Origin of the sequence: Rhizobium sp. FKY42 (genome assembly GCF_005222835.1) — a bacterium.
Classification (GTDB): domain Bacteria; phylum Pseudomonadota; class Alphaproteobacteria; order Rhizobiales; family Rhizobiaceae; genus Neorhizobium.
Genome location: NZ_STGA01000044.1, coordinates 146,677 through 167,440 on the forward strand (window position 1 = coordinate 146,677; position 20,764 = coordinate 167,440).

16 protein-coding genes are annotated in these 20,764 nt (G+C 58.1%); 9 read left to right on the forward strand and 7 right to left on the reverse strand.

Features of this window, described 5'->3' with window-relative positions; genetic code table 11:
• The first annotated feature begins 23 nt into the window (after positions 1-23).
• From E8M78_RS16910 to E8M78_RS16920, 3 genes are all read left to right on the forward strand, one after another.
• The gene (locus E8M78_RS16910; RefSeq protein WP_137136156.1) at positions 24-935 is read left to right on the forward strand and encodes a sugar kinase; all 912 of its coding nucleotides are present in this window, start codon (positions 24-26) and stop codon (positions 933-935) included.
• Between the two features lie 108 nt (positions 936-1,043).
• Positions 1,044-2,093, forward strand: a complete 1,050-nt coding sequence (locus E8M78_RS16915) for a glycosyltransferase family 1 protein (RefSeq protein ID WP_137136157.1) — start codon at positions 1,044-1,046, stop codon at positions 2,091-2,093.
• Positions 2,094-2,266: 173 nt separating this feature from the next.
• Positions 2,267-3,529 carry an amino acid permease gene (locus tag E8M78_RS16920; protein ID WP_137136158.1) on the forward strand — a complete coding sequence of 421 codons (1,263 nt, stop codon included), beginning with the start codon at positions 2,267-2,269 and terminating at the stop codon, positions 3,527-3,529.
• Between the two features lie 45 nt (positions 3,530-3,574).
• Here E8M78_RS16920 and der read toward each other — a convergent pair whose 3' ends face one another.
• The gene (gene der, locus E8M78_RS16925; protein WP_137136159.1) at positions 3,575-5,011 is read right to left on the reverse strand and encodes a ribosome biogenesis GTPase Der; all 1,437 of its coding nucleotides are present in this window, start codon (positions 5,009-5,011) and stop codon (positions 3,575-3,577) included.
• A 33-nt stretch (positions 5,012-5,044) separates the two neighbouring features.
• The gene (locus E8M78_RS16930) at positions 5,045-5,725 is read right to left on the reverse strand and encodes a tetratricopeptide repeat protein (RefSeq protein WP_137136160.1); all 681 of its coding nucleotides are present in this window, start codon (positions 5,723-5,725) and stop codon (positions 5,045-5,047) included.
• Between the two features lie 322 nt (positions 5,726-6,047).
• Between E8M78_RS16930 and E8M78_RS16935 the strand changes: the two genes are divergently transcribed.
• Positions 6,048-6,995, forward strand: coding sequence for a polysaccharide deacetylase (locus E8M78_RS16935; RefSeq protein ID WP_246658377.1), 948 nt, complete (start codon positions 6,048-6,050; stop codon positions 6,993-6,995).
• A gap of 42 nt (positions 6,996-7,037) precedes the next feature.
• Here the strand turns inward: E8M78_RS16935 and sbmA are convergent, their stop codons facing one another.
• From sbmA to E8M78_RS16955, 4 genes are all read right to left on the reverse strand, one after another.
• Complete coding sequence (gene sbmA / locus E8M78_RS16940; protein WP_137136161.1) at positions 7,038-8,315, reverse strand: peptide antibiotic transporter SbmA; 1,278 nt, start codon at positions 8,313-8,315, stop codon at positions 7,038-7,040.
• A 134-nt stretch (positions 8,316-8,449) separates the two neighbouring features.
• A complete protein-coding gene (locus tag E8M78_RS16945) occupies positions 8,450-9,634 on the reverse strand; it encodes a YbfB/YjiJ family MFS transporter (protein WP_137136162.1) in 1,185 nt (394 codons plus the stop codon).
• Positions 9,635-9,739: 105 nt separating this feature from the next.
• Entirely contained in the window at positions 9,740-10,495 is a 756-nt protein-coding gene (gene map / locus E8M78_RS16950) for a type I methionyl aminopeptidase (RefSeq protein ID WP_137136163.1), read from the reverse strand.
• 19 nt (positions 10,496-10,514) lie between these two features.
• Positions 10,515-11,579 carry an LLM class flavin-dependent oxidoreductase gene (locus E8M78_RS16955; RefSeq protein ID WP_137136311.1) on the reverse strand — a complete coding sequence of 355 codons (1,065 nt, stop codon included), beginning with the start codon at positions 11,577-11,579 and terminating at the stop codon, positions 10,515-10,517.
• A 310-nt stretch (positions 11,580-11,889) separates the two neighbouring features.
• Between E8M78_RS16955 and E8M78_RS16960 the strand changes: the two genes are divergently transcribed.
• The gene (locus tag E8M78_RS16960; RefSeq protein WP_137136164.1) at positions 11,890-14,136 is read left to right on the forward strand and encodes a FepA family TonB-dependent siderophore receptor; all 2,247 of its coding nucleotides are present in this window, start codon (positions 11,890-11,892) and stop codon (positions 14,134-14,136) included.
• A gap of 63 nt (positions 14,137-14,199) precedes the next feature.
• On the opposite strand, the gene E8M78_RS16965 is transcribed toward E8M78_RS16960, so the two are convergent.
• A complete protein-coding gene (locus E8M78_RS16965) occupies positions 14,200-15,219 on the reverse strand; it encodes an MBL fold metallo-hydrolase (RefSeq protein WP_137136165.1) in 1,020 nt (339 codons plus the stop codon).
• A 288-nt stretch (positions 15,220-15,507) separates the two neighbouring features.
• On the opposite strand from E8M78_RS16965, the gene E8M78_RS16970 reads away from it, so the two are divergent.
• The 4 genes from E8M78_RS16970 to xdhB all read left to right on the forward strand — a co-directional run bounded on the left by E8M78_RS16970 (position 15,508) and on the right by xdhB (position 20,723).
• Positions 15,508-16,005 carry an invasion associated locus B family protein gene (locus E8M78_RS16970; protein ID WP_137136166.1) on the forward strand — a complete coding sequence of 166 codons (498 nt, stop codon included), beginning with the start codon at positions 15,508-15,510 and terminating at the stop codon, positions 16,003-16,005.
• Positions 16,006-16,112: 107 nt separating this feature from the next.
• Positions 16,113-16,889, forward strand: a complete 777-nt coding sequence (locus E8M78_RS16975; RefSeq protein WP_137136167.1) for a 3-hydroxybutyrate dehydrogenase — start codon at positions 16,113-16,115, stop codon at positions 16,887-16,889.
• Positions 16,890-16,910: 21 nt separating this feature from the next.
• Entirely contained in the window at positions 16,911-18,383 is a 1,473-nt protein-coding gene (xdhA, locus tag E8M78_RS16980) for a xanthine dehydrogenase small subunit (RefSeq protein WP_137136168.1), read from the forward strand.
• Between the two features lie 3 nt (positions 18,384-18,386).
• Positions 18,387-20,723: a xanthine dehydrogenase molybdopterin binding subunit gene (gene xdhB, locus E8M78_RS16985; RefSeq protein ID WP_137136169.1), complete on the forward strand. Its 2,337-nt coding sequence runs from the start codon at positions 18,387-18,389 to the stop codon at positions 20,721-20,723.
• Positions 20,724-20,764 lie beyond the last annotated feature (41 nt).

Here is a 20,764-nt window from a genome sequence, read left to right on the forward strand (position 1 = left end):
GATGAACGGGTGGAGACGGCAAGATGACGAAGCGGGTTCTTTCGATCGGCGAGTGCATGGTGGAACTCTCGCAGGCAGGCCAAGGCCTGCTGCGCAAGGGCTTTGCAGGGGATACGTTCAATACTGCCTGGTATCTGCGCGCCGTGCTGTCTACAGACTGGCAGGTAGATTACCTGACCGCTCTCGGCGATGATCCGCTGTCTGAAGAACTGCTGGCCTTCATGCAGAAAGCCGGGATAGGCACAGGCCTCATTCGCCGTATTCCAGGCAAGACACCCGGTCTCTACCTCATTTCGCTGAAGGACGGCGAACGCACCTTCAGCTACTGGCGCGATACCTCAGCCGCCCGTCAGCTTGCCGATGATGCCGACCATCTGCGCAAGGCGATTGAAAGCGCTGATGTGCTCTATTTCTCCGGCATCACGCTCGCTATCCTTTCTCCCCATGCGGCAGACACGCTGCTGTCTGAACTGCGCCGCGCGAAAGCGGTGGGCAAACATGTGATCTTCGACCCCAATATTCGGCCTCGTTTGTGGAGCGAAAAGCAGCGCATGCTGGACACGATTACGGCCGGTGCCGCAGCCTCAACAATCGTGCTGCCAAGCTTTGATGATGAGGAAACGCATTTCGGCGATGCCAATGTGGCCGAAACAATCGAACGCTACCAAGCAGCCGGCGTGCAGCGCGTTGTCGTCAAGAACGGCTCGCAAGGAGCCACGGTTGCCGAAGGCTCTCAGCGCACTTTCGTACCTGCCGTGCCGCCGGAAAGACTGGTGGATACGACCAGTGCCGGCGATAGCTTCAACGGCGGCTTCATTGGAAAACTTCTGGATGGCGCACCGGCCGCGGAAGCGGCAGCGCGCGGCGCGGCAGTGGCATCCGTGGTGATTGCCCATCACGGCGCCCTGATCGAGCCCGCACTCCTCCCCTCCTGAAACCCGTGACATCACACTGTAACAGAACGCGCCGATAGAAAAGGTCGTCAGGCCATTGCGGCGCGGGTCGAGCGCGTCTGCTGACCGCCTGAATCAAGGGGCGCGAGCATGACCAGGATCACCATCGTCACCGATGCATGGTACCCGCAGATCAACGGCGTGGTTCGCTCCATCGAAAACACCAACCGCGAACTGGAACGAATGGGCGTTGAGGTCTCCATGATCACGCCGCAGGGGTTTTCCAGCATACCCTGCCCCACCTATCCGGAAATCCGGCTGTCCGTCGCAACCTATGCATCTGTCGCCCGCGCGATCGAAGCCTTCGGGCCGTGTTCGGTTCACATCGCCACCGAAGGGCCGCTGGGCCTGCTCGCCAGACGCTGGTGCCTGAAGAACAACATGCCCTTTTCCACCAGCTATCACACCCGTTTTCCGGAATATGTCGCCGCCCGCTTCCCCATTCCGATCTGCTGGCTGCGCGCTTTCGCTCGCTGGTTTCACAATGCGGGCAATGGCTGCATGGTTGCCACGGCAAGTCTGGAACGCGAACTCTCCAAATTGGGCCTTCGCAATCTGCGCCGCTGGAGCCGAGGCATCGATCAATCGCTATTCCGGCCAATGCCGCAGGAAGTGGAACCCTTCGGCCTTGCGCGCCCCATCTTCATGACGGTTAGCCGCCTCGCGGTCGAAAAGAACATCTCCGCCTTTCTCAGCCTTGATTTGCCGGGCTCGAAAGTGGTGGTGGGAGACGGGCCGGAACGCGCAAATCTTGAGCGACGATTCCCAAACGTACACTTTACCGGCATGAAAACCGGCGAGGATCTGGCGCGGGCCTACGCGCAGGCCGATGTCTTCGTCTTCCCGTCCCTTACCGACACCTTCGGCAATACCATTCTGGAGGCTCTCGCCAGCGGCGTGCCAGTGGCAGCCTATCCGGTGACTGGACCAATCGATATCATAGAGGATGGCAGCGGCGCAGGCGCCCTCAATGAGGACTTGCAGGCTGCCTGCCTCGCTGCCTTGTCCTGTTCGCGTAACGATGCACGTCGTCTTGCGGAACACTATTCATGGCAGGCAGCCACCCGGCAGTTTCTGGAAAACGTGCTGTCCGCCTGCCGCACGGAGAAGCTGCGCTACCTCTCGCAGGATCCGCTTTAACACCGAGATGGAAGACGCCGCTCGGAACCGGCCTCCTATCAGCGTCGCTGAAGACCTGACGAGTAATTCTGAAACAGACCTGTTTTTGCCAATGGGACCGTTGCCGAACGCGAAGTTTGGCCTATCGTCGCCTCGGATTAGGGACATGGATCTTCAGGAAAGAGCTTGCCAACATGGCGCTGAAACAATCGCTGACTACCCTCAAAGGCGCCGGCCTCATGCTCAACATCGTGATCGGAGCCGGCCTACTGGCGCTGCCGGGAATGGTTGTGCGCGAGGCCGGTCTCCAGGCGATCTGGGCATGGGGGCTGTGTGCGCTTGTGAGTGTGCCCCTGCTGCTTGTCTTCATCATCATGGGCATGCGCTTTCCTGACGCGGGGGGAATCACGCATTTCGCCAAGCTCGCCTTTGGCCGGAAGGCCTATGCAATTGCTTCAGTCATCCTGCTCGGCACCTTCCCGTTCGGCATGCCTGCTATTGCCCTGACGGGAGGTCACTATCTGACGGAAGCCTTCGGCGGAACGCCCACACTCTACGCAGCAGGACTGATTGTCGCCGCTGCGGCGTCTCATATTCTGTCCACCGAAATGGCTGCCCGCCTATCTGCCGCCATCGCATCCATCGTACTTGTCAGCCTGCTGGGCCTGATGGTCGTTGGCCTTGCCACGGTCGACTGGTCAGTCGGCACCCGTCATGTCGCCAGCATCGCGGAGCTGGACGCAAAAATCGTTCTTGCGCCTTTCATGATGATCTTCTTCGCCTTTACCGGCTGGGAGCTGGCGGCGGGGCTTTCGGAAGAGTTCAAGAACCCGGCCCGTGATTTCCCTCGGGCCATGTTCCTGTCCTTTGTCGCCGCCTGTATTCTCTATTTCGGCATGGCACTGACAGCGCAGAGCATTGTCATAACCGGCTCTTATGAAGCTGCCTTTTCCTCCCTCCTTGCCCATGCGGTCGGCGAAAACGGACGTATTGTCATGGGATTGCTGGCGGCAACGATCATCTATGCCAACCTGATGGGGTGCATCTGGGCCGTTTCGCGAATGGTCTATGCGCTTAGTCGCGAAGGACTGCTACCGGTACGATTACAGACGACGCCAAAGGGCGTTCCGCTGTCCTCCGTTCTCATCATCTGTATGGTGCTTCTCTGCGTCGTGGGCGCAGATGCTGCCGGACTCTTGCATCTGGGGCTGATGCTCGAACTGGCCGCGCAGAACTTCCTGCTGCTCTACGGAGTCAGCGGCTTGGCACTCATCAAGCTCTCAAGCCGTCTTTTCGATCGGCTTGCGGCGCTGCTGACAGTGGGCCTCGTTCTCGTTTTGATGATTGTACAGGGCCAATCGCTCTTCTACCCGCTCGGGCTGGCGCTGGCCGGTATCGTGCTGGAACGGCTGAGCTCCAGTCGCCCGATCTTGCGCCAAACCATGCCTGCGGAGTAAGGGCCGAACGCCCTCACGACAATAGCATCGTTGAAAAACCTCGGTTCAGCGTTTCTTGCGCTTGTGCTCGTACGGGTTTTCCGCTGACTTGAAGTGAATGCGGATCGGCACACCCGGCATCTGGAAGTCTGCGCGCAGACCGTTGATCAGGTAGCGGACATAGGATTCCGGCAAGGCGTCTGAACGAGTGCAGGAAATCATGAAGGCAGGCGGACGAGCCTTGACCTGCGTCATGTATTTCAGGCGAATGCGGCGCCCGGAAACAGCCGGTGGCGGATGCTGGATCTGCGAGCTTTCCAGCCAGCGGTTCAGCCTTGCGGTCGAGATACGCTTGTTCCAGACCATGTCGGTGTCGATGATGTTCTGCATCAACTTGTCGAGGCCGTAGCCGGTCTGTCCGGAAATCGGCACGGCGCGGATGCCGCGTGCCTGTGGAAGCAAACGCTCTGTCTTCTCGCGCAGGTCTGTCAGGAACGCCTGCGGATCTTCGACGAGATCCCACTTGTTGAAGGCAAGCACCGCGGCACGACCTTCGCGCAGCACCAGATCGACAATCTGCAGATCCTGCTTCTCGAATGGGATCGTTGCATCGAAAACGATAACGACGGTTTCAGCAAAACGGATGGCGCGCAGCGCATCGGCAACCGAAAGCTTTTCCAGCTTTTCCTGAACGCGCGCCTTGCGGCGCATGCCGGCCGTGTCGAACATCTTGATCGTACGACCGCGCCAATCCCATTCAACGGAGATGGAATCGCGTGTAATGCCGGCTTCCGGTCCTGTCAAAAGACGGTCTTCACCCAGAAAGCGATTAATCAGCGTGGATTTTCCGGCATTAGGACGACCGACGATTGCAACCCGCAGCGGCTTTGTATCGTCATAGGCGGGTTCGAAATCCTCGCCCTCGTCACCCTCGCCTGCAAAGTTGGCAGACGAAACATCGACATCCGTCTCTGCTTCGTCATCCTCGTCTTCGCCGAATGCCTTTTCCGGCCCCAGCGCCTCAACGATAGCGTCGCGCAGATCGATCATGCCCTGCCCGTGTTCTGCCGAAATCGGAACAGGTTCGCCGAGGCCGAGCGTATAGGCATCGTAAAAGCCGCTATCTGAACCGCGTGCTTCCGACTTGTTGGCGACCAACACGACCGGTTTGCCACGACGACGCAGCATTTCACCCAAAGTCTTGTCGAGCGGCGTCAGGCCCGTCTTGGCGTCGACCACGAACAGCGAAAGATCGGCCTCGTCGATTGCCGCTTCGGTCTGGGCGCGCATGCGTCCTTCGAGCGTATCGGGTCCAGCCTCTTCGAGACCTGCCGTATCGATGATGCGGAAGCGCAGATCCACAAGCTTTGCGTCACCAGGGCGACGGTCGCGCGTTACACCGGGCGTATCATCAACCAGCGCCAGCTTCTTACCAACCAAGCGGTTGAACAAGGTGGATTTTCCAACATTGGGACGCCCGACAATGGCGACGGTAAAGCTCATTTCAGGTTCCCTTTCCGGGCCTTCTCAAGTCTATCAGGATTTCGCAGCCGGCGGCGCGGAGGATAACAGTGTATCCAGCAGAATCTGTGCACGGTTGGCAATGTTGCGCGGCGCCTGCGCGTCGTTCGCAATATCTTCCAACCACTGCTTGGCCTTGGCAGTATCGCCAGCCTTCATGGCAGCAAGACCCAGCACTTCCCGCGCGGAGTTCCGCAGCGCGTGGCTGCCCGTCGCCATGGGCTCAACTTCCGCGGCAACCTGCGCATAGGTGCTGGTATCCACCATCAGATAGGCCGCGCGCATCTTGGCGATGTCACGCAAGACGGCAGGGATAGCGCTGTCGGCAGCCACCTGCTGGAAGGCCTTGATGGCACCTGCCGCATCACCCTTCTGGGAAAGAAGCGTGGCGGCGCGCATGCGGGCCAACATCGGATAGGCACCAGAGCCATCCTTCTCAAGCTTTTCAAGCGCGGCAATGGCCTCGTCCGTCTTGTTCTGCTTGGCAAGGTTCAGCGCTGCCAGAAACTGATCACCATATTGCGATGCGTTGTTCGAGTGCCAATACTCATAACCGCGATAACCCGCGGTGCCGAGAACGATCAACGCAGCGCCCGCAATGATGAAGGGACGATAGGCACGCCAGACCCTGCTGATCTGCTCCGAGCGCAGTTCCTCATTCACTTCGCGGATAAAGCTGTCGTTCTCGTGTGCCATACCTTGCTCCGGCCAAATGATGGCCCATAATCTCGAAAGCCTGCCTTCTAACCTATTTTTCACAGGATGTAAGGGCGTAGATGCCGCAAAGCGCCATGGTTTTGCGCTGAATACGGAGAATTCATCAACTTCGTAAACGGCGCTCGGAGAGAAAATCCGCCATCAGCGCTCGTGGCCCGCAATCTCTCTTCAATCATTTCAGTCTACGAAGCATTACGAACTCTCCCCGACTTTGCCGCATTCCGAACGCAGGAAAGCGGGCTGATTCTTGCCACAGGTTTCTACAGTGCGTTTTTTTGGCCCTGCCCTTCTCACATTCCTTATCGCAATTCCGGGCAACACCCTTGCACAGGACAAACCGAAACAGCTGGTGATGATCTCGTTCGATGGCGCCGGAAACAATGCGCTGTGGGAGCGCAGCCGCGCACTTGGCAAACGGGTCAACGCGCATTTCACCTACTTCCTCTCCTGCACGCTTGTGATCGACCGCGCCCGTGCCAGAACCTATCAGGGGCCGGGACAGAGGCCCGGAAAATCCAACATCGGTTTTGCCCAGACGAAGGATGAGGCGCTCACCCGTCTCGATCACGTCTGGAACGCCCGGCAGGAAGGCCACGAGATTGCAAGCCATACCTGCGGCCATTTCGATGGGCGCGAATGGAGCAAGGCCGATTGGCAGCAGGAAATGCGCAGCTTCCGCTCGCTTTTGGGGTCAGCCTGGGCCGATCTCGGTGCGCCGGATAAAGAGCCCGCAGGCTGGCGGGATTTTGTCAAGAACGGCATCAAGGGCTTCCGCGCGCCCTATCTTTCCACCAGCGAGGCACTGACAGAGGCCGAGCGAGAGGAAGGCTTCACCTATGATGGCAGCGGCATCAGCAAGGGTCCGATGCTGCCAACGCGCGAAAACGGCGTGCTGATGTTCGGACTGCCGCTCATCCCGGAAGGACCGGAACGGCGCAACATCATCGCCATGGATTATAATCTTTTTATCCGTCATTCAGCTGGTGTGGAAAATCCCAGCCGCTCGCCGGAGTTCGAGGAACGCAGCTATGCGGCCTTTCGTGCCGCTTTTGATCGGCAATATTCCGGCGATCGTATCCCGCTTCAGCTCGGTTTTCATTTCGTGGAGATGAATGGCGGCGCCTATTGGCGGGCCATGGAACGTCTGGCGACCGAGGTCTGCCAGATGCAGGATGTCGCCTGTGTGACCTATGGAGAGGCCATGCAGGCGCTTGGCACGCGAAACGCGCAAAACCCTTCAACGCTCTGAACGGAAAAGGCCACCCGGTTTCCCGCGTGGCCCCCCTCTTCTTCAGGTCGGCTTGTTGGCCGCCATCTCGCCATCGCTATCTTCGCGGGCGAGATAACGCTGGTCGATCTCCGGCAAGGGCTCACCATCAATTGCAGCTTCGAAGGCCTTCAGGCGCTTATGGATGGAAAGAAGCTCGATAATCGTTGTCCAGGAATTGACGAGATACTGGAACGAATTGCTCACCTGTCCAAAAGCGGTGGCGATCTGCTGGTAGATACCGTAGGTAATCTTGCCCGCAACAATGGTCGGCACCAGCATTAACAGCAGGAAAATGGCATCCGCCTGAATGTAGAAATAGCGGAACATGTTGAAGTAGAGATAATGCCAATACATGCGGAAATAGTTCTTCCGCACATTGCCAAACAGTTCCCGCACAGCGATGGGTTGCGCCCGCTCGGCGTGGTCCTCACCATAGACCAGTTCCTTACGGTAAGCGGCCTCAACGCGCTGATTGCGGAAGTGAAGCCCCGGTAACTTTATACCGACCAGAGCAAGCAGAATTGTGCCGAACACCGGCCAGATAATGGCGAGCCACATCAGCGCATGGGGCAGTTCCCCGATAATCGGAAGCTCGGAGACATAGCTCGACAAACCGTAGAGGATCGGCAGGAAAACCACGAGTGTCATGACGGAATTGATCAACGAGATTCCCAACCCCTCCAGGGTGGCTGAGAAGCGCATCGTATCTTCCTGAACACGCTGCGATGCACCTTCAATGTGGCGCAACTGCTCCCACTTCGACATGTAGTAATTGTTCATGGCCGTGCGCCAGCGGAAGATATAATGGCTGGTGAAGAAGTCTGTCAGAATGGAAACGCCCATCGACAGAAAGGCAATCTGGGCGAAAACAATCTGCAGTTCATAAAAATCCCAGGTGGTGATGCCTGGCTTTTGCGACAGCGCGTTCTGCAGAAGATCACCAAAAGGCCGACGGAAATTGTTGATGACGACCGATATCTGCACACTGAAATAGGTCACGGCAATGATCAGCAGGCTTCCCCAGATCGACCACCATTTCCACAGATGATCTTTGGCGATCACCGTCCAGGTCGCGCCGAATGCCAGCAGACACAGCGCAAAATAGCCGTAGAACCAAACGTTTGGCGGAAAGGCGAAATAGCTGAGATCGTAAGGTTCAGGCGTTCCGTCCGGCACGGTAAAGCCAAGCCTTGCACCCAGGCCGTCCACGAAGAAATACCAGGCCAGAACACAGACCAGCGACCAGACGACCCCGGAGGCGAAGTAGAATTTCGGTTTGGGAAAAAACGAGTGAAACACGGAAGCGAGTTTCCTTGTACTGCGCCGGAAACGGCCGCATGAGATTGATTTGTGCGCGAAACTAGGACAGTTCATGCAACGCAGCAATGCCGCAGCCGTTATCTTACGCATTTGTAAGGCGGATAGCGGTTTGCCTATCTGCCACGCAGCGGCTCGAACGGGCGCACGACCGGCAAAGCAAGGACGAAGGCGACCAACAGCACAAGGGCGGCGATCACCGACGCCAGCGTGAAACTGCCGCTCCATTCCGTTGCCCATCCGGCAATCAGAGGCCCGAATATCTGACCGACGCCAAAGGCCGCCGTCATCAGCGCCAGCGCCCGGCGCGGGCTTTCCGGCGCAAGCCTGCGGACAATTTGCAAGCCGTGCGAGGTGACCGTCATGAAGGTCAAGCCCAGCAACACACCTCCCGAAAGAATGCCAATCATAGGTGGCAGCCAGACGGAGCCGAGAACGCCAGCAGCTGTTAGAATGAGGCAGACCAGATAACTGCGTACAAGGCCAAAACGGTCCGCGAAGGGCTGCCAGAGAAACAATGATATGGCTGCAGTTCCTCCAGTGATGAACCATGTTCCCGTTTCTACGATCGGTCCGGCATTGGCCGCCCGCGCAATGGCCACCAGAAATGTTGCCGTCACCACGTAGCCGAAACCAAACAGACCATAGGAAATCGTCAGCAGCACCAGCGGACGATCCCACCGCATGGGAGGCTCCGCTTGAGCGCTATGCGCGGCAACCGGCTGCGGCAGCAATTTCGATACGATCAGCAGAACCAGCAGCACGACCAGCGCACCGCAGATCCAGTTTACCCGCCAGCCATCGGCAGCGTTGCCTAGCATAAGGTGTACGAGAAATGCCAGAATGGACGAAGCTGCGATACCCGCCCCCACGCCCCCAAAATGCAGCGCGCCAACACTTGCTCGCCCCTGCCCGTGGGCAAGAACAATCGATGAGGTGAAAATCATGGCGAATGCGCTGGCAAGTCCGGCGCAAAACCGGATCAGGACAAAGGCTGGAAGCCAGATCGTCGTTGCCATGGCAACCAGCAGCAGCGCTGTTGCCAACAGTCCGCCAAGCGCAAGCCTCCGCTCAAAACCCGTTGCCCAGCCTTGCGAGGCCAGCAGCGCACCGGCCAGATAACCGGCGAAGTTCCCTGCCGCAATGAGACCGGCATCCGCGGCAGATAGCGGAATGCCGCTCATCATGCCCGGCAGGACCGGCGTGTAGAAAAATCGACCGAAGCCCATCGCCGTCGCCATGGCCAATCCACCGGCAACACCAATTCTCAGTGCAGAAGTCGGTCTCTGTGTCCTGCTCATGCCCCTCTATGGCAGGCGCTGCCATAGACCACAATCAAAGATAGGATATGACAAGCATCAACATTCTTGATGCTTCACAAATCAGAGATGAAGGAGCTTCGAAGCCTATTCCGCGAGGGTAAGGATCAGCGGGCCATTCCGCGTCACCACAATCGTATGCTCGAACTGCACGGTCGGTGCGCGCGGATCGCCGTAAAGCGTCCAGGGGTCGCCATTGCCGCCGTCTTCGGCCCAGGTTGCGCCCAGCGACAGAAAGGGCTCGACAGTGAAGACAAGCCCCTCCTCCATGGTTCGCGTCTCGTCCGGATCCGGCCACGTTGGGAGTTCAGAGGGCTCCTCATGCAGCGAACGGCCAACGCCATGGCTGGCAAGATTGGTAATCAGCGTATAGCGGTTCTTCTTGGCAAAAGCACCGATGGCGTTGCCGATGCCTGCCATGGGCTTGCCGGTCTTCACCTGCTGCAGACCGGTCCACAGTGCCCGGCGACCGTCACGCACCAGCTTTTCGATCTCGCGCTTCACCGGCGGCACGGCGAAGGAAGATCCTGTATCGCCGAAGAACCCGTCCTTCACGGCAGAAACATCGATATTGACGAGATCACCCGCTTGAATGACGCGGTCACCGGGAATGCCGTGAGCAACCTCTTCATTGACGCTGATGCAGGTGGCACCCGGAAACTGGTAGCAGAATTCCGGTGCCGATTGTGCTCCGTTCTCTTCCAGAAGCCGGCGCCCAATGTCGTCCAGTTCTTTTGTGGTGATGCCGGGCTCCAGCGATTTGCCCATCAGCTCTACAGCTCGGGCGCACAACCGCCCGATGGCCTTCAGCTTGTCCAATTCGTCTTCGCTGGAAACAATCATCGCATCATCCATAAACCGCTCAGGCGGCGGGTTTCGCCCCTTCCGGTTGCGAGGTCAATTCTTTTCTGACCAGAGGCGCAACCTTCGTGCCGAAGAGTTCGATGCCCCGCATGATCTGATGATGCGGCATCAGGCCGATTGCCATCTGCAGCAGAAAGCGGTCATTGCCGAACACACGATGCGCGGCCACGATCTTCTCCGCGACGAGTTCGGGATCGCCCACGAACAGGTTGCCGGGGGCTGATCGGGCACGATCGAACTGTGCGCGGTTGGTGGGTGGCCAGCCACGCTCCCGCCCGATGCGATCCATGACCGCCGCCTGCGGCCCGTAGAACTGGTCGGCTGCAGCTTCCGTCGTATCGGCAATGAAGCCATGAACATTGATGCTGGTCTTCAGCTTTGCCGGATCCTGACCTGCACGCCGCGCTGCCTCGCGATACAACTCAAAGAAGGGCGCAAAGCGCGCATACTCTCCGCCGATAATCGCAACGGCCAGCGGAAGCCCCATCGCGCCAGCCCGCGCCACGCTTTGCGGCGTGCCACCGACAGCGATCCAGATCGGCAACTTCTCCTGAAGCGGACGCGGATAGACACCGCGATTGTTGATTGGCGCGCGCAATTCGCCGGACCAGTTGACGATCTCCTGGTCGCGGAGCGTCAGCAGCATGTCCAGCTTTTCGGAAAACAAATGGTCGTAATCGTTGAGGTCATAGCCGAAAAGCGGATAGGATTCGATGAAGGAACCCCGACCGGCCATGATCTCGGCCCGTCCACCCGACAGAAGATCCACCGTTGCGAATTGCTGAAAGACACGGATCGGATCATCCGAGCTGAGAACCGAGACGGCACTGGTCAACCGTATGGTCTTAGTCTTGACCGCCGCCGCCGCCAGTACAGTAGACGGAGACGAAACAGCATAATCCGGACGATGGTGTTCACCGAGCCCGAACACATCCAGCCCAACCTGATCAGCAAGCTCGATTTCTTCCAACAGATGCTTCAGCCGTAGCGCCGCATCGGGTCCGCGTTTTCCTGTCGCGGCGTTGGGGTCAACATCCGCAAACGTGTAAAGGCCAAGCTCCATGGCGGTCACTCCTTCTTTCATACCATCTCATTAGGCACCCGGCAGTCTCGATGAAACAGGAAAAATTAGAAGGTAGCCTTCTATAATCTGGATGGAATAGACCCGCTAATATGAATCTCACTTCAATATCTTGGATACATTCGCTTACAGATGTCTTGAGCAGCAACGTAGCCGTCCGACCATAGATTAAGATAATACTAAAATATGTATCATCGATACTTATTCACAATTCTGCGCTGTATCCGGATTGATCAGCAACAGGATTTTGCATAAATCATGAATATATGAGTCATATTTCAGGCGGAGTTCTATGAAGTTGCGTTGGATTGCCGACGGTGTTTCGAGTTTGCGGATCATCAGAACGGGTTGCCGGGTTGCCGGTGCGACAGCCATTGTTTCGTTTGTGGCAAGCGGCCCGGCGGCCGCACAGGACGCTTCAGAAGAGATTGTGCTCGACAAGGTTCTGGTTCTGTCAGCAGAACAGCAGCTAAAGCAGATGCCAGGCGTTTCGACAATCACGGCAGATGATCTGAAAAAGACGCCGGTCGTCAATGACATCTCCGAGATTATCCGCAAAATGCCGGGCGCAAACCTGACGGGGACAAGCGCTTCCGGCCAGCGCGGCAATCAGCGGCAGATCGATCTGCGCGGCATGGGCCCTGAGAACACGCTCATTCTGATTGATGGCAAGCCGGTTCTCTCCCGCAACTCCGTACGCATGGGGCGCGGAGGGGAGCGCGATTCCCGCGGCGACAGCAACTGGGTTCCACCGGAAGCCATCGAGCGGATCGAAGTCATCCGGGGGCCGGCAGCCGCGCGCTATGGTTCTGGGGCCGCAGGTGGCGTGGTCAACATCATCACCAAACGTCCGGAAAAGCTTTCGGGTAGCGTCACGGTCTTTGGCAACATGCCGCAGAGTTCCAAGGAAGGACGCACGGCAAGAACCAATGTGGTGGTCGGGGGACCGGTGACCGATGTCATGTCGTTCCAGTTCATGGGTAATTACAACCGCACCGGCAACGACGCCTTTGACATTAACGCCAGTGGCAATTCCAGCAATCAGACCTATCCGGCTGCGGGCCGCGAGGGCGTAACCAATCGGGATCTGCGCGGGATACTGACCATCGAACCGACGGACGATCACGCCATAGATCTTGAGGCATCTTACAGCCGGCAGGGCAACCTGTTCGCAGGCGACTCCCAGAATGCCGCGACGGGCGCCAGCATTGATCGACTGAGGTCTCTGGTGGGTAAGGAAACCAACAAGCTGGAGCGAACGACCCTGTCCGCAACACATCGAGGTACTTACGATTTCGGCGAGTCCAACAGCTACATTCAATGGGAACGCACGCTGAATACGCGTCTTCTGGAAGGTTTGACTGGCGCCGGTGAAGGGACCATCTCCAGTGATCTGACCTATGGAACGATCGACCTCGATATTCTGTCAGCAAAGAGCGAGTGGGTCCTGCCGTTCGAAGCCCTGTTTGAGCAGAAACTGACCCTGGGAACCGAGTTTCGTGGCGAATGGATGCACGATGCCGTGTCCATAGGTCAGGCGGTCACCGGCAACGTGGTGCTTCCGGGCGTAGCCTCGAATCCGTCAGCCAGAGATCCGGACATCGATACATGGCTTGTCGGGCTCTATGCGGAAGACAATATCCTGATTACCGACAAGCTGACCCTCACTCCCGGCTTGCGCTTCGATCATCACAGCGAATTCGGCGGCAATTTGAGCCCCAGCCTCAACGCCTCCTATGCCCTGACAGAAACGATCTCGCTCAAGGCGGGGATCGCGCGGGCCTTCAAGGCGCCCAATCTCTATCAGCTCAATCCCAATTACATCATGTTCTCGAACGGCAACGGCTGCGCCGCTGTCAACGGCGTCACCCGCTCATGCTACGTCATGGGCAATAGCGATCTTCAGCCGGAAACCAGCATCAACAAGGAAATTGGCATAAGCTATCATGATGATGCCGGATGGAGCGCCGGGATCACCTATTTCCATAACGATTACAAGGACCGCATTTCCACGGGCCTCACCCCGGTTTCGGGCACTGGCTCCAGCACCGTCAATGTATTCCGTTGGGAGAACGTCCCCGAAGCGGTGGTCTCCGGTCTCGAGGGCCATCTCTCGGTTCCGATCCGGGACGACTTGACCTGGGCGACGAACTTCACCTCGATGCTGGAATCGAAGAACAAGAGCAATGGCCAGCCTCTGTCTCTCGTTCCCGACTACACCATCAATACATCGCTGGAATGGAAGGCGCACGAGAACGTCAGCCTGATCCTGTCGGCAACCCACTACGGCGAAACACCCTCGCCCACCATTCGTGCATACAATGGAACCGCGGTCGAAAATCCGCAGGCTCGCAAGCCCTATACGCTGGTCAATGTCGGTATGAACTATCAGATCAACGAGACCTACCGACTGGCGGCAGGCGTCAACAATATCTTCAATCAACAGGTTCTGCGTGAAGGTAGCGGCAACAATGCTGGCGCCAACACCTATAACGAGCCGGGGCGCGCTTTCTACGTTTCTCTCTCGGCAAGCTTTTGATTGGGCTGAGCAAACAACCATCCGTGCAGGGGGCAAGCAAGTTTCCCCTGCACGGAAATTCCATTATGGTGTCTTCTGACGATCTCCGGCCTTGATGCTCTCGGCCTGCGCCAGCGCACAGTCAGTCAGAAGCTGGAAAGCCCCAAGCGCATCGCGCCCTGAAACAAATGGATGCGGCTGGCCACTCTTTCGAGCTGAAAGCTGCTCCATGCTTTCCAATGCGCCATCGCGCGCCGGGTGGTTAGACATGAAGATGTCGACCGACTGTTTCTCGGCGATGTCCCGGAAACGCGAGGCAGACGCAGCATAGGCGCGCATTCTCGCTTCGTTGGGACCGAAGTTCAGCCCGGTGCCGCCCCAAAGTGCGACCATGTGCGTCTCCGCTCCATCCTGGACCGGGAAGATAATCGATACCGTCCCTGGTGTGTGTCCGGGCGTGACATAAAGCTGAACGGTCGTATCACCAAGGGTCAGGCGCTCGCCGTCCTTGATGGAAACATCCCGCTTTGGCGGCACGCCCCAGCGAGGATTGGAAAACTGAAGCTCCGGTTTTTCCAGTTCCTGCCAGTCTTCCTCGCTCATCACGACCTTGGGCTTGTAAGTCTCAACCAGATATTTCTGGCCGCCATAGTGATCACCATGACTGTGTGTGATGATCAAATACCGGATCTCGCCTGGATCGAGCCCCAGCTTGCGCAAACCGCCTTCAATGAACTGCTGTGATTCCTTGTCGTTGTTCAAGGCATCGATCACAATCAACCCTTCAGATGTCCGAAGGACCCAGCTGGCAACGCCACGCGTACCGAGGAAAAAGAGATTATCGAAGACTTTTTGCGGCTCGATAATCGCTGCGGCAGCCCGCTGTTCGCGCTCCTGTTGGGTCGGTTGCGGACGCTGCTGCGCGTTCTGAGGACGCCGTCCGGCCGTCAGCAAAGGACGCGAAAGATCACAGATATCCGCCAGCCCAGGATAGCGGATCCCCGCTTCAAGACCTCTCTGCACCAAGGCTTCCGGTGTGAGAGCGTTGGCCGCGGCAGGTTGTGACAAGCTCAATATAAGCAGCGGCAGTACAGATTTTTTCATTGAGCATCCTTGAACTTACTCTTCGACCGAATCTTGCAGAGATACAATCGAAACACGAAACATGACTATCATCATCCAGTAATATGTCAAAGCGCACAGTATGTTTGAGCGCAGGATCAAGCACTGCACTGCACGGCGCCATCAACCCTTCGTGAGCCGTTTCGGGAAAGGGTTGATCCGATCGTTAACCATTCGCTAACTCTCTGGCGGTTCAATCGCACGCTGTCACGCCAAGGCGGAGGCTACCCGTTTTGGCTGTATTTTCACTGTACCCATCAGGAGAGTTCGATGTCCCCAAAGACATACGCCCTAGCCGCTACCATCGCCTTGCTGTCTACCTCCGCCTTTGCCGCTCAGCCAAACCGGATCAAGCAGTTCGATGCCTGGGGGGTGTATTCTTATGGCGCGGGCGGGACAAAGAATTGCTACGTCCTCTCGGTGCCCGTCGAACAGCGCCCGACCAATGTCAGTCACGGCGACAACTTTTTCCTCGTGGCGCCACAGGCCGGACAGTCGGGCATGATGCCGCAGGCCATCATGGGCTATGACCTGAAGGAGGGCTCGAAGCTGACGGTCACCATTGGCAGCGACACCTTCACAATGCTTCCCAAGGAGAAAGCGGCTTGGGTGCGTGATCCTCAGAGAGAGCCGGCCCTGGTAGCCGCCATGCAGAGCGGCAGCGACATGACTGTCCAGGCCACATCAGCACGCGGCACAGATACCAGCTATACCTATTCGCTGAAGGGTGTATCGGCAGCGCTGGGCGCCGTCAGAAATTGCCGCTGAAGCACGGCTGACCCAATCGGTCACACGACGGCGTTGCCAGCCGTGCCGCTTTAGGCATACCTTCCTGTCATGCACTGCAACAAAGCCGTGAGACAGGGAGATAGAGCATGGCCAGAAGCGTCGTCGTAACCGGATCCACCAGTGGCATCGGGCTGGGAATCGCCCGCGCCTTCGCAGGCGAAGGCGCAAATGTGATCATCAACGGTTTCGGCAAGGCTGAAGACATCGAGGCCGCTCGCGCTGAACTTGATTCGCTCTCTACTGGCCGCGTTCTCTACCACGGCGCAGACATGACCAAGCCGGATGAGATTGCGGACCTTATTGAAACGGCGGCCCGTGAGTTCGGAACTATCGATGTACTGGTCAACAATGCCGGGATCCAGCATGTGTCGAAAATTGAGGATTTTCCGATCGAAAAGTGGGATCAGCTGATCGCGATCCTGCTGTCTTCCGCCTTCCACACCATGCGCAACACCATTCCTTTGATGAAACAGGCGGGTAAGGGGCGCATTATCAATGTAGCATCTGCGCACGGACTTGTTGCATCCCCGTTCAAATCTGCTTATGTGGCAGCTAAGCACGGCGTTTTGGGTCTCACCAAAACCGCTGCACTGGAATTGGCCGAAAGCGGCATTACAGTGAACGCCATCTGCCCCGGCTACGTGCTGACGCCTCTCGTGGAGAAACAGATCCCCGACACGGCGCGCGAACGTGGTATCTCGGAAGAGGCGGTCAAGACGGACGTCATGCTCCGTTTGCAGGCGACGAAGGAATTCGTCTCCATCGAGGAAGTGGCAGCAACCGCCATCTTTCTTGCCAGCGACGCAGCACGACAGATTACCGGCACACACATCTCCATCGATGGCGGTTGGACCGCCCAATAAACCGTTCATAAGGGAACAGGCATGACATCAGCCATCCGCTTCATTCTCAATGACGAAGAGATTTCGTTGAGCGATTTCGCACCTACGGAAACGCTTCTGGATTATCTGAGGCTGAGGCGGCGGCTGACCGGCAGCAAGGAAGGCTGCGCCGAAGGCGATTGCGGCGCATGTACCGTTCTAGTAGGCCGGTTGATCGGTGGTGCCCTGCGTTACGAGAGCGTCAATGCCTGCATCCGCTTCGTCGGTTCGCTGCACGGCACCCATGTGGTGACAGTGGAGCATCTGGCAGGCAAAGATGGCAAACTGCACCCGGTGCAGCAGGCCATGGTCGATTGCCATGGTTCGCAATGCGGCTTCTGTACGCCGGGCTTTGTGATGTCGCTCTACGGCCTCTGGATGACGACGGAGAACCCGACACGGGCTGAGATCGAAACGGCCCTTCAGGGCAATCTCTGTCGTTGCACAGGCTATGAGCCCATCGTGAAGGCTGCAGAACAGGTAGCTTCTCAACGACCGAGCGCCCTGTTTGATCCCATTGAGCGGGATCGCGCCGAGATCATGGCCAAGCTCTGGACGATCCGTTCCTCCAGCGACACCATTCGCATCTCGAAAGGCAACACACAGGCCATCATTCCCGGCACATTGGCCAGCCTGGCCGAGGTGCTGAATGAGCATCCCGGCGCAACCATCGTCGCGGGCGCAACCGATGTGGGCCTCTGGGTGACGAAGCAGATGCGGCCAATCAACCCGGTCGTCTTCATCAACCACCTGACGGATCTGCAAACCATCACCGAAGATGAAAGCGGCATCGTGATCGGCGCAGGCGTGACCTATTCCCAGGCCTTCGAGGTGCTGGAAAGCCATTATCCGGCACTCGGACGCCTGATCGACCGTATCGGCGGCCAGCAGGTGCGTAATATGGGGACAATTGGTGGCAACATTGCCAATGGCTCGCCCATTGGCGACACACCTCCCGCCCTCATCGCTCTCGGCGCTGAACTGACACTGCGCTCTGCCTCCGGTTCGCGCTCCATGCCGCTGGAGCAGTATTTCATCGACTATGGCAAGCAGGATCGGCAGCCCGGCGAATTCGTCGAGAAATTCACGGTTCCGCTACCGGATGAAGAAGCCTTTTACGCCGTCTACAAGATTTCCAAGCGGCGGGACGAGGATATCTCCGCCCTCTGCGGTGCCTTCTACCTCAAGCTGGATAGCGAGGGCTGCGTGGAAACCTGCCGCATCGCCTTTGGTGGAATGGCCGGCACACCCAAGCGCGCGACACATGTCGAGAATGGACTGGCGGGCAAGCCGTGGAGCTGGAACACGGTCGCTTCCGTGCGTGACCTTTTCGATGAAGATTATACACCGCTCACCGATTGGCGGGCGACAGCCGAGTATCGTGCGCTGACAGCCAAGAATCTGCTGACGCGCTTCTTCCTGGAAACCGCTGGCCAACCCCAGGAACTCGCTCGCTTCGAGCCAGAGGAGGCTTGATCCATGGATACCACCACCTTCGAAGCCAAGAACACCATCAACGGCCCGATGCACACTTCGCTGCGCCATGATTCCGCGCACAAGCATGTTACGGGCACAGCCGAATACATTGACGATATTCCCGAACCCGCAGGCACACTGCATGCAGCATTGGGTATGGCCGACCGTGCCCATGCTGAAATCCTGTCCATTGATCTCGCTGCGGTCAAAACTGCTCCGGGTGTGGTAACGGTTCTGACGGCGGAAGACATTCCCGGCGTCAACGATGTATCCTCCAACGGCAGCGGCGACGAGGCACTGTTGGCGACGGACAAGATCGAATTCCACGGCCAGCCCATCTTCATCGTGATCGGAGAAACCCGAGAGCAGGCTCGTCGTGCAGCGCGGCTTGCGAAAATCGAGTATCGCGACCTGCCGCACTGGACCGATATCGACAGCGCTCTGGAAAATGACGCACCGCTTGTGGTCAAACCCATGACTCTGAGACGGGGCGAGCCGGAAACGGAAATCGAAAAGGCGCCGCTTCGCGTTCAGGGCCAGATGTATATCGGCGGCCAGGAACATTTCTATCTGGAAAGCCAGATCGCGATGGCCATTCCGGGTGAAGACGAGGATATTCTCGTCTGGTCCTCCACCCAGCATCCGAGTGAAGTGCAGCACATGGTGGCGCATGTTCTGGGCTGCGCCAACAATGCGGTTGAGGTGAAGACGCGCCGCATGGGCGGCGGTTTCGGCGGCAAGGAAACGCAGGGCGCGCATTTCGCCTGCCTGGCAGCGGTCGCCGCGAAGAAGCTGAACCGCGCCGTCAAATTCCGTCCCGACCGGGATGAGGACATGATGGTGACCGGCAAGCGCCACGACTTCCGCGTTGATTACGACGTCGCCTTCGATGAGGAAGGCCGCATCCATGCGGTGGACGCCACCTATGCGGCACGCTGCGGTTTCTCTTCGGATCTTTCTGGCCCCGTGACCGATCGCGCGCTTTTCCATGCGGATTCCAGCTATTTCTATCCGCATGTGCATCTGACATCGAAGCCGCTGAAGACACACACCTGCTCCAACACCGCCTTCCGCGGCTTTGGCGGCCCGCAAGGCATGGTGGGCGGTGAGCGTATCATCGAGGAAATCGCCTATGCAGTCGGCAAGGATCCGCTGGATGTTCGCAAGCTGAACTTTTACGGTGAGCCCGGCTCTGGCCGCACGCTGACGCCCTATCATCAGGAGGTGGAAGACAACATCATCCTGAAGCTCGTGGAAGAACTGGAGGCCTCCAGCGATTACCGTGCGCGACGTCAGGCCATTGTCGAATTCAACGAAAACAGCCCTGTCATCCGCAAGGGCATTGCCCTGACGCCGGTCAAGTTCGGCATCTCCTTCACCATGACCGCCTACAATCAGGCAGGCGCGCTGGTCCACATTTATCAGGATGGCTCCATCCACCTGAACCATGGTGGCACCGAAATGGGCCAGGGGCTTTATACCAAGGTGGCGCAGGTGGTGGCCGATACGTTCAACGTCGATATCGACCGCGTGAAGATCACCGCCACGACCACGGGCAAGGTGCCGAATACATCCGCCACCGCCGCCTCTTCCGGCTCGGATCTGAACGGCATGGCAGCCTATGATGCAGCGCGCCAGATCAAGGAACGGCTGATTGATTTCGCCTGCCGCCAGTGGAAGGTCGAGAAGGATCAGGTCGAATTCCTTCCCAATCGCGTACGGGTGGGCGAGGACATTGTGCCTTTCGATACTCTGGTGCGCGCAGCCTATTACGACCGCGTGCAGCTTTCGGCCGCCGGCTTCTACAAGACGCCGAAGATCCACTGGGATCGCGCGGCGGGCAAAGGGCGTCCCTTCTACTACTTCGCCTATGGCGCGGCCTGTTCCGAGGTGTCCATTGATACGCTGACCGGCGAATATCTGGTGGACAGAACCGATATCCTCCACGATGTCGGTAAGTCGCTGAACCCGGTGATCGATATCGGCCAGGTGGAAGGCGCCTTCGTGCAGGGCATGGGCTGGCTGACGACGGAGGAATTGTGGTGGGACAAAAAGGGCCGCCTGCGCACGCATGCGCCCTCCACCTACAAGATCCCTCTCGCCTCCGACCGCCCGAAGATCTTCAACGTCAAGCTGGCGGAATGGTCTGAGAACAAGGAAGCCACCATCGGACGCTCCAAGGCAGTTGGCGAACCCCCTTTCATGCTGGGTATCTCGGTGCTTGAGGCGCTCTCGATGGCCGTTGCCTCGATCGCGGATTACAGCGTATGCCCGCGGCTCGATGCACCCGCCACGCCCGAACGGGTTCTGATGGCCGTGGAGCGGTTGAAGGCGATGTGACGGGATCAGCCATGCCGCATTTCGAGGTTCCGGTTCGCAAT

Coding starts and splice junctions, on each gene's coding strand:
- map (WP_137136163.1), bottom strand. CDS start 10,495: ATGATTGTTTCCAGCGAAGACGAATTGGACAAGCTGAAGGCCATCGGG.
- E8M78_RS16930 (WP_137136160.1), bottom strand. CDS start 5,725: ATGGCACACGAGAACGACAGCTTTATCCGCGAAGTGAATGAGGAACTG.
- E8M78_RS16965 (WP_137136165.1), bottom strand. CDS start 15,219: ATGAAAAAATCTGTACTGCCGCTGCTTATATTGAGCTTGTCACAACCT.
- E8M78_RS16970 (WP_137136166.1), top strand. CDS start 15,508: ATGTCCCCAAAGACATACGCCCTAGCCGCTACCATCGCCTTGCTGTCT.
- E8M78_RS16915 (WP_137136157.1), top strand. CDS start 1,044: ATGACCAGGATCACCATCGTCACCGATGCATGGTACCCGCAGATCAAC.
- E8M78_RS16975 (WP_137136167.1), top strand. CDS start 16,113: ATGGCCAGAAGCGTCGTCGTAACCGGATCCACCAGTGGCATCGGGCTG.
- E8M78_RS16955 (WP_137136311.1), bottom strand. CDS start 11,579: ATGGAGCTTGGCCTTTACACGTTTGCGGATGTTGACCCCAACGCCGCG.
- E8M78_RS16960 (WP_137136164.1), top strand. CDS start 11,890: ATGAAGTTGCGTTGGATTGCCGACGGTGTTTCGAGTTTGCGGATCATC.
- xdhB (WP_137136169.1), top strand. CDS start 18,387: ATGGATACCACCACCTTCGAAGCCAAGAACACCATCAACGGCCCGATG.
- E8M78_RS16945 (WP_137136162.1), bottom strand. CDS start 9,634: ATGAGCAGGACACAGAGACCGACTTCTGCACTGAGAATTGGTGTTGCC.
- E8M78_RS16910 (WP_137136156.1), top strand. CDS start 24: ATGACGAAGCGGGTTCTTTCGATCGGCGAGTGCATGGTGGAACTCTCG.
- E8M78_RS16920 (WP_137136158.1), top strand. CDS start 2,267: ATGGCGCTGAAACAATCGCTGACTACCCTCAAAGGCGCCGGCCTCATG.
- der (WP_137136159.1), bottom strand. CDS start 5,011: ATGAGCTTTACCGTCGCCATTGTCGGGCGTCCCAATGTTGGAAAATCC.
- xdhA (WP_137136168.1), top strand. CDS start 16,911: ATGACATCAGCCATCCGCTTCATTCTCAATGACGAAGAGATTTCGTTG.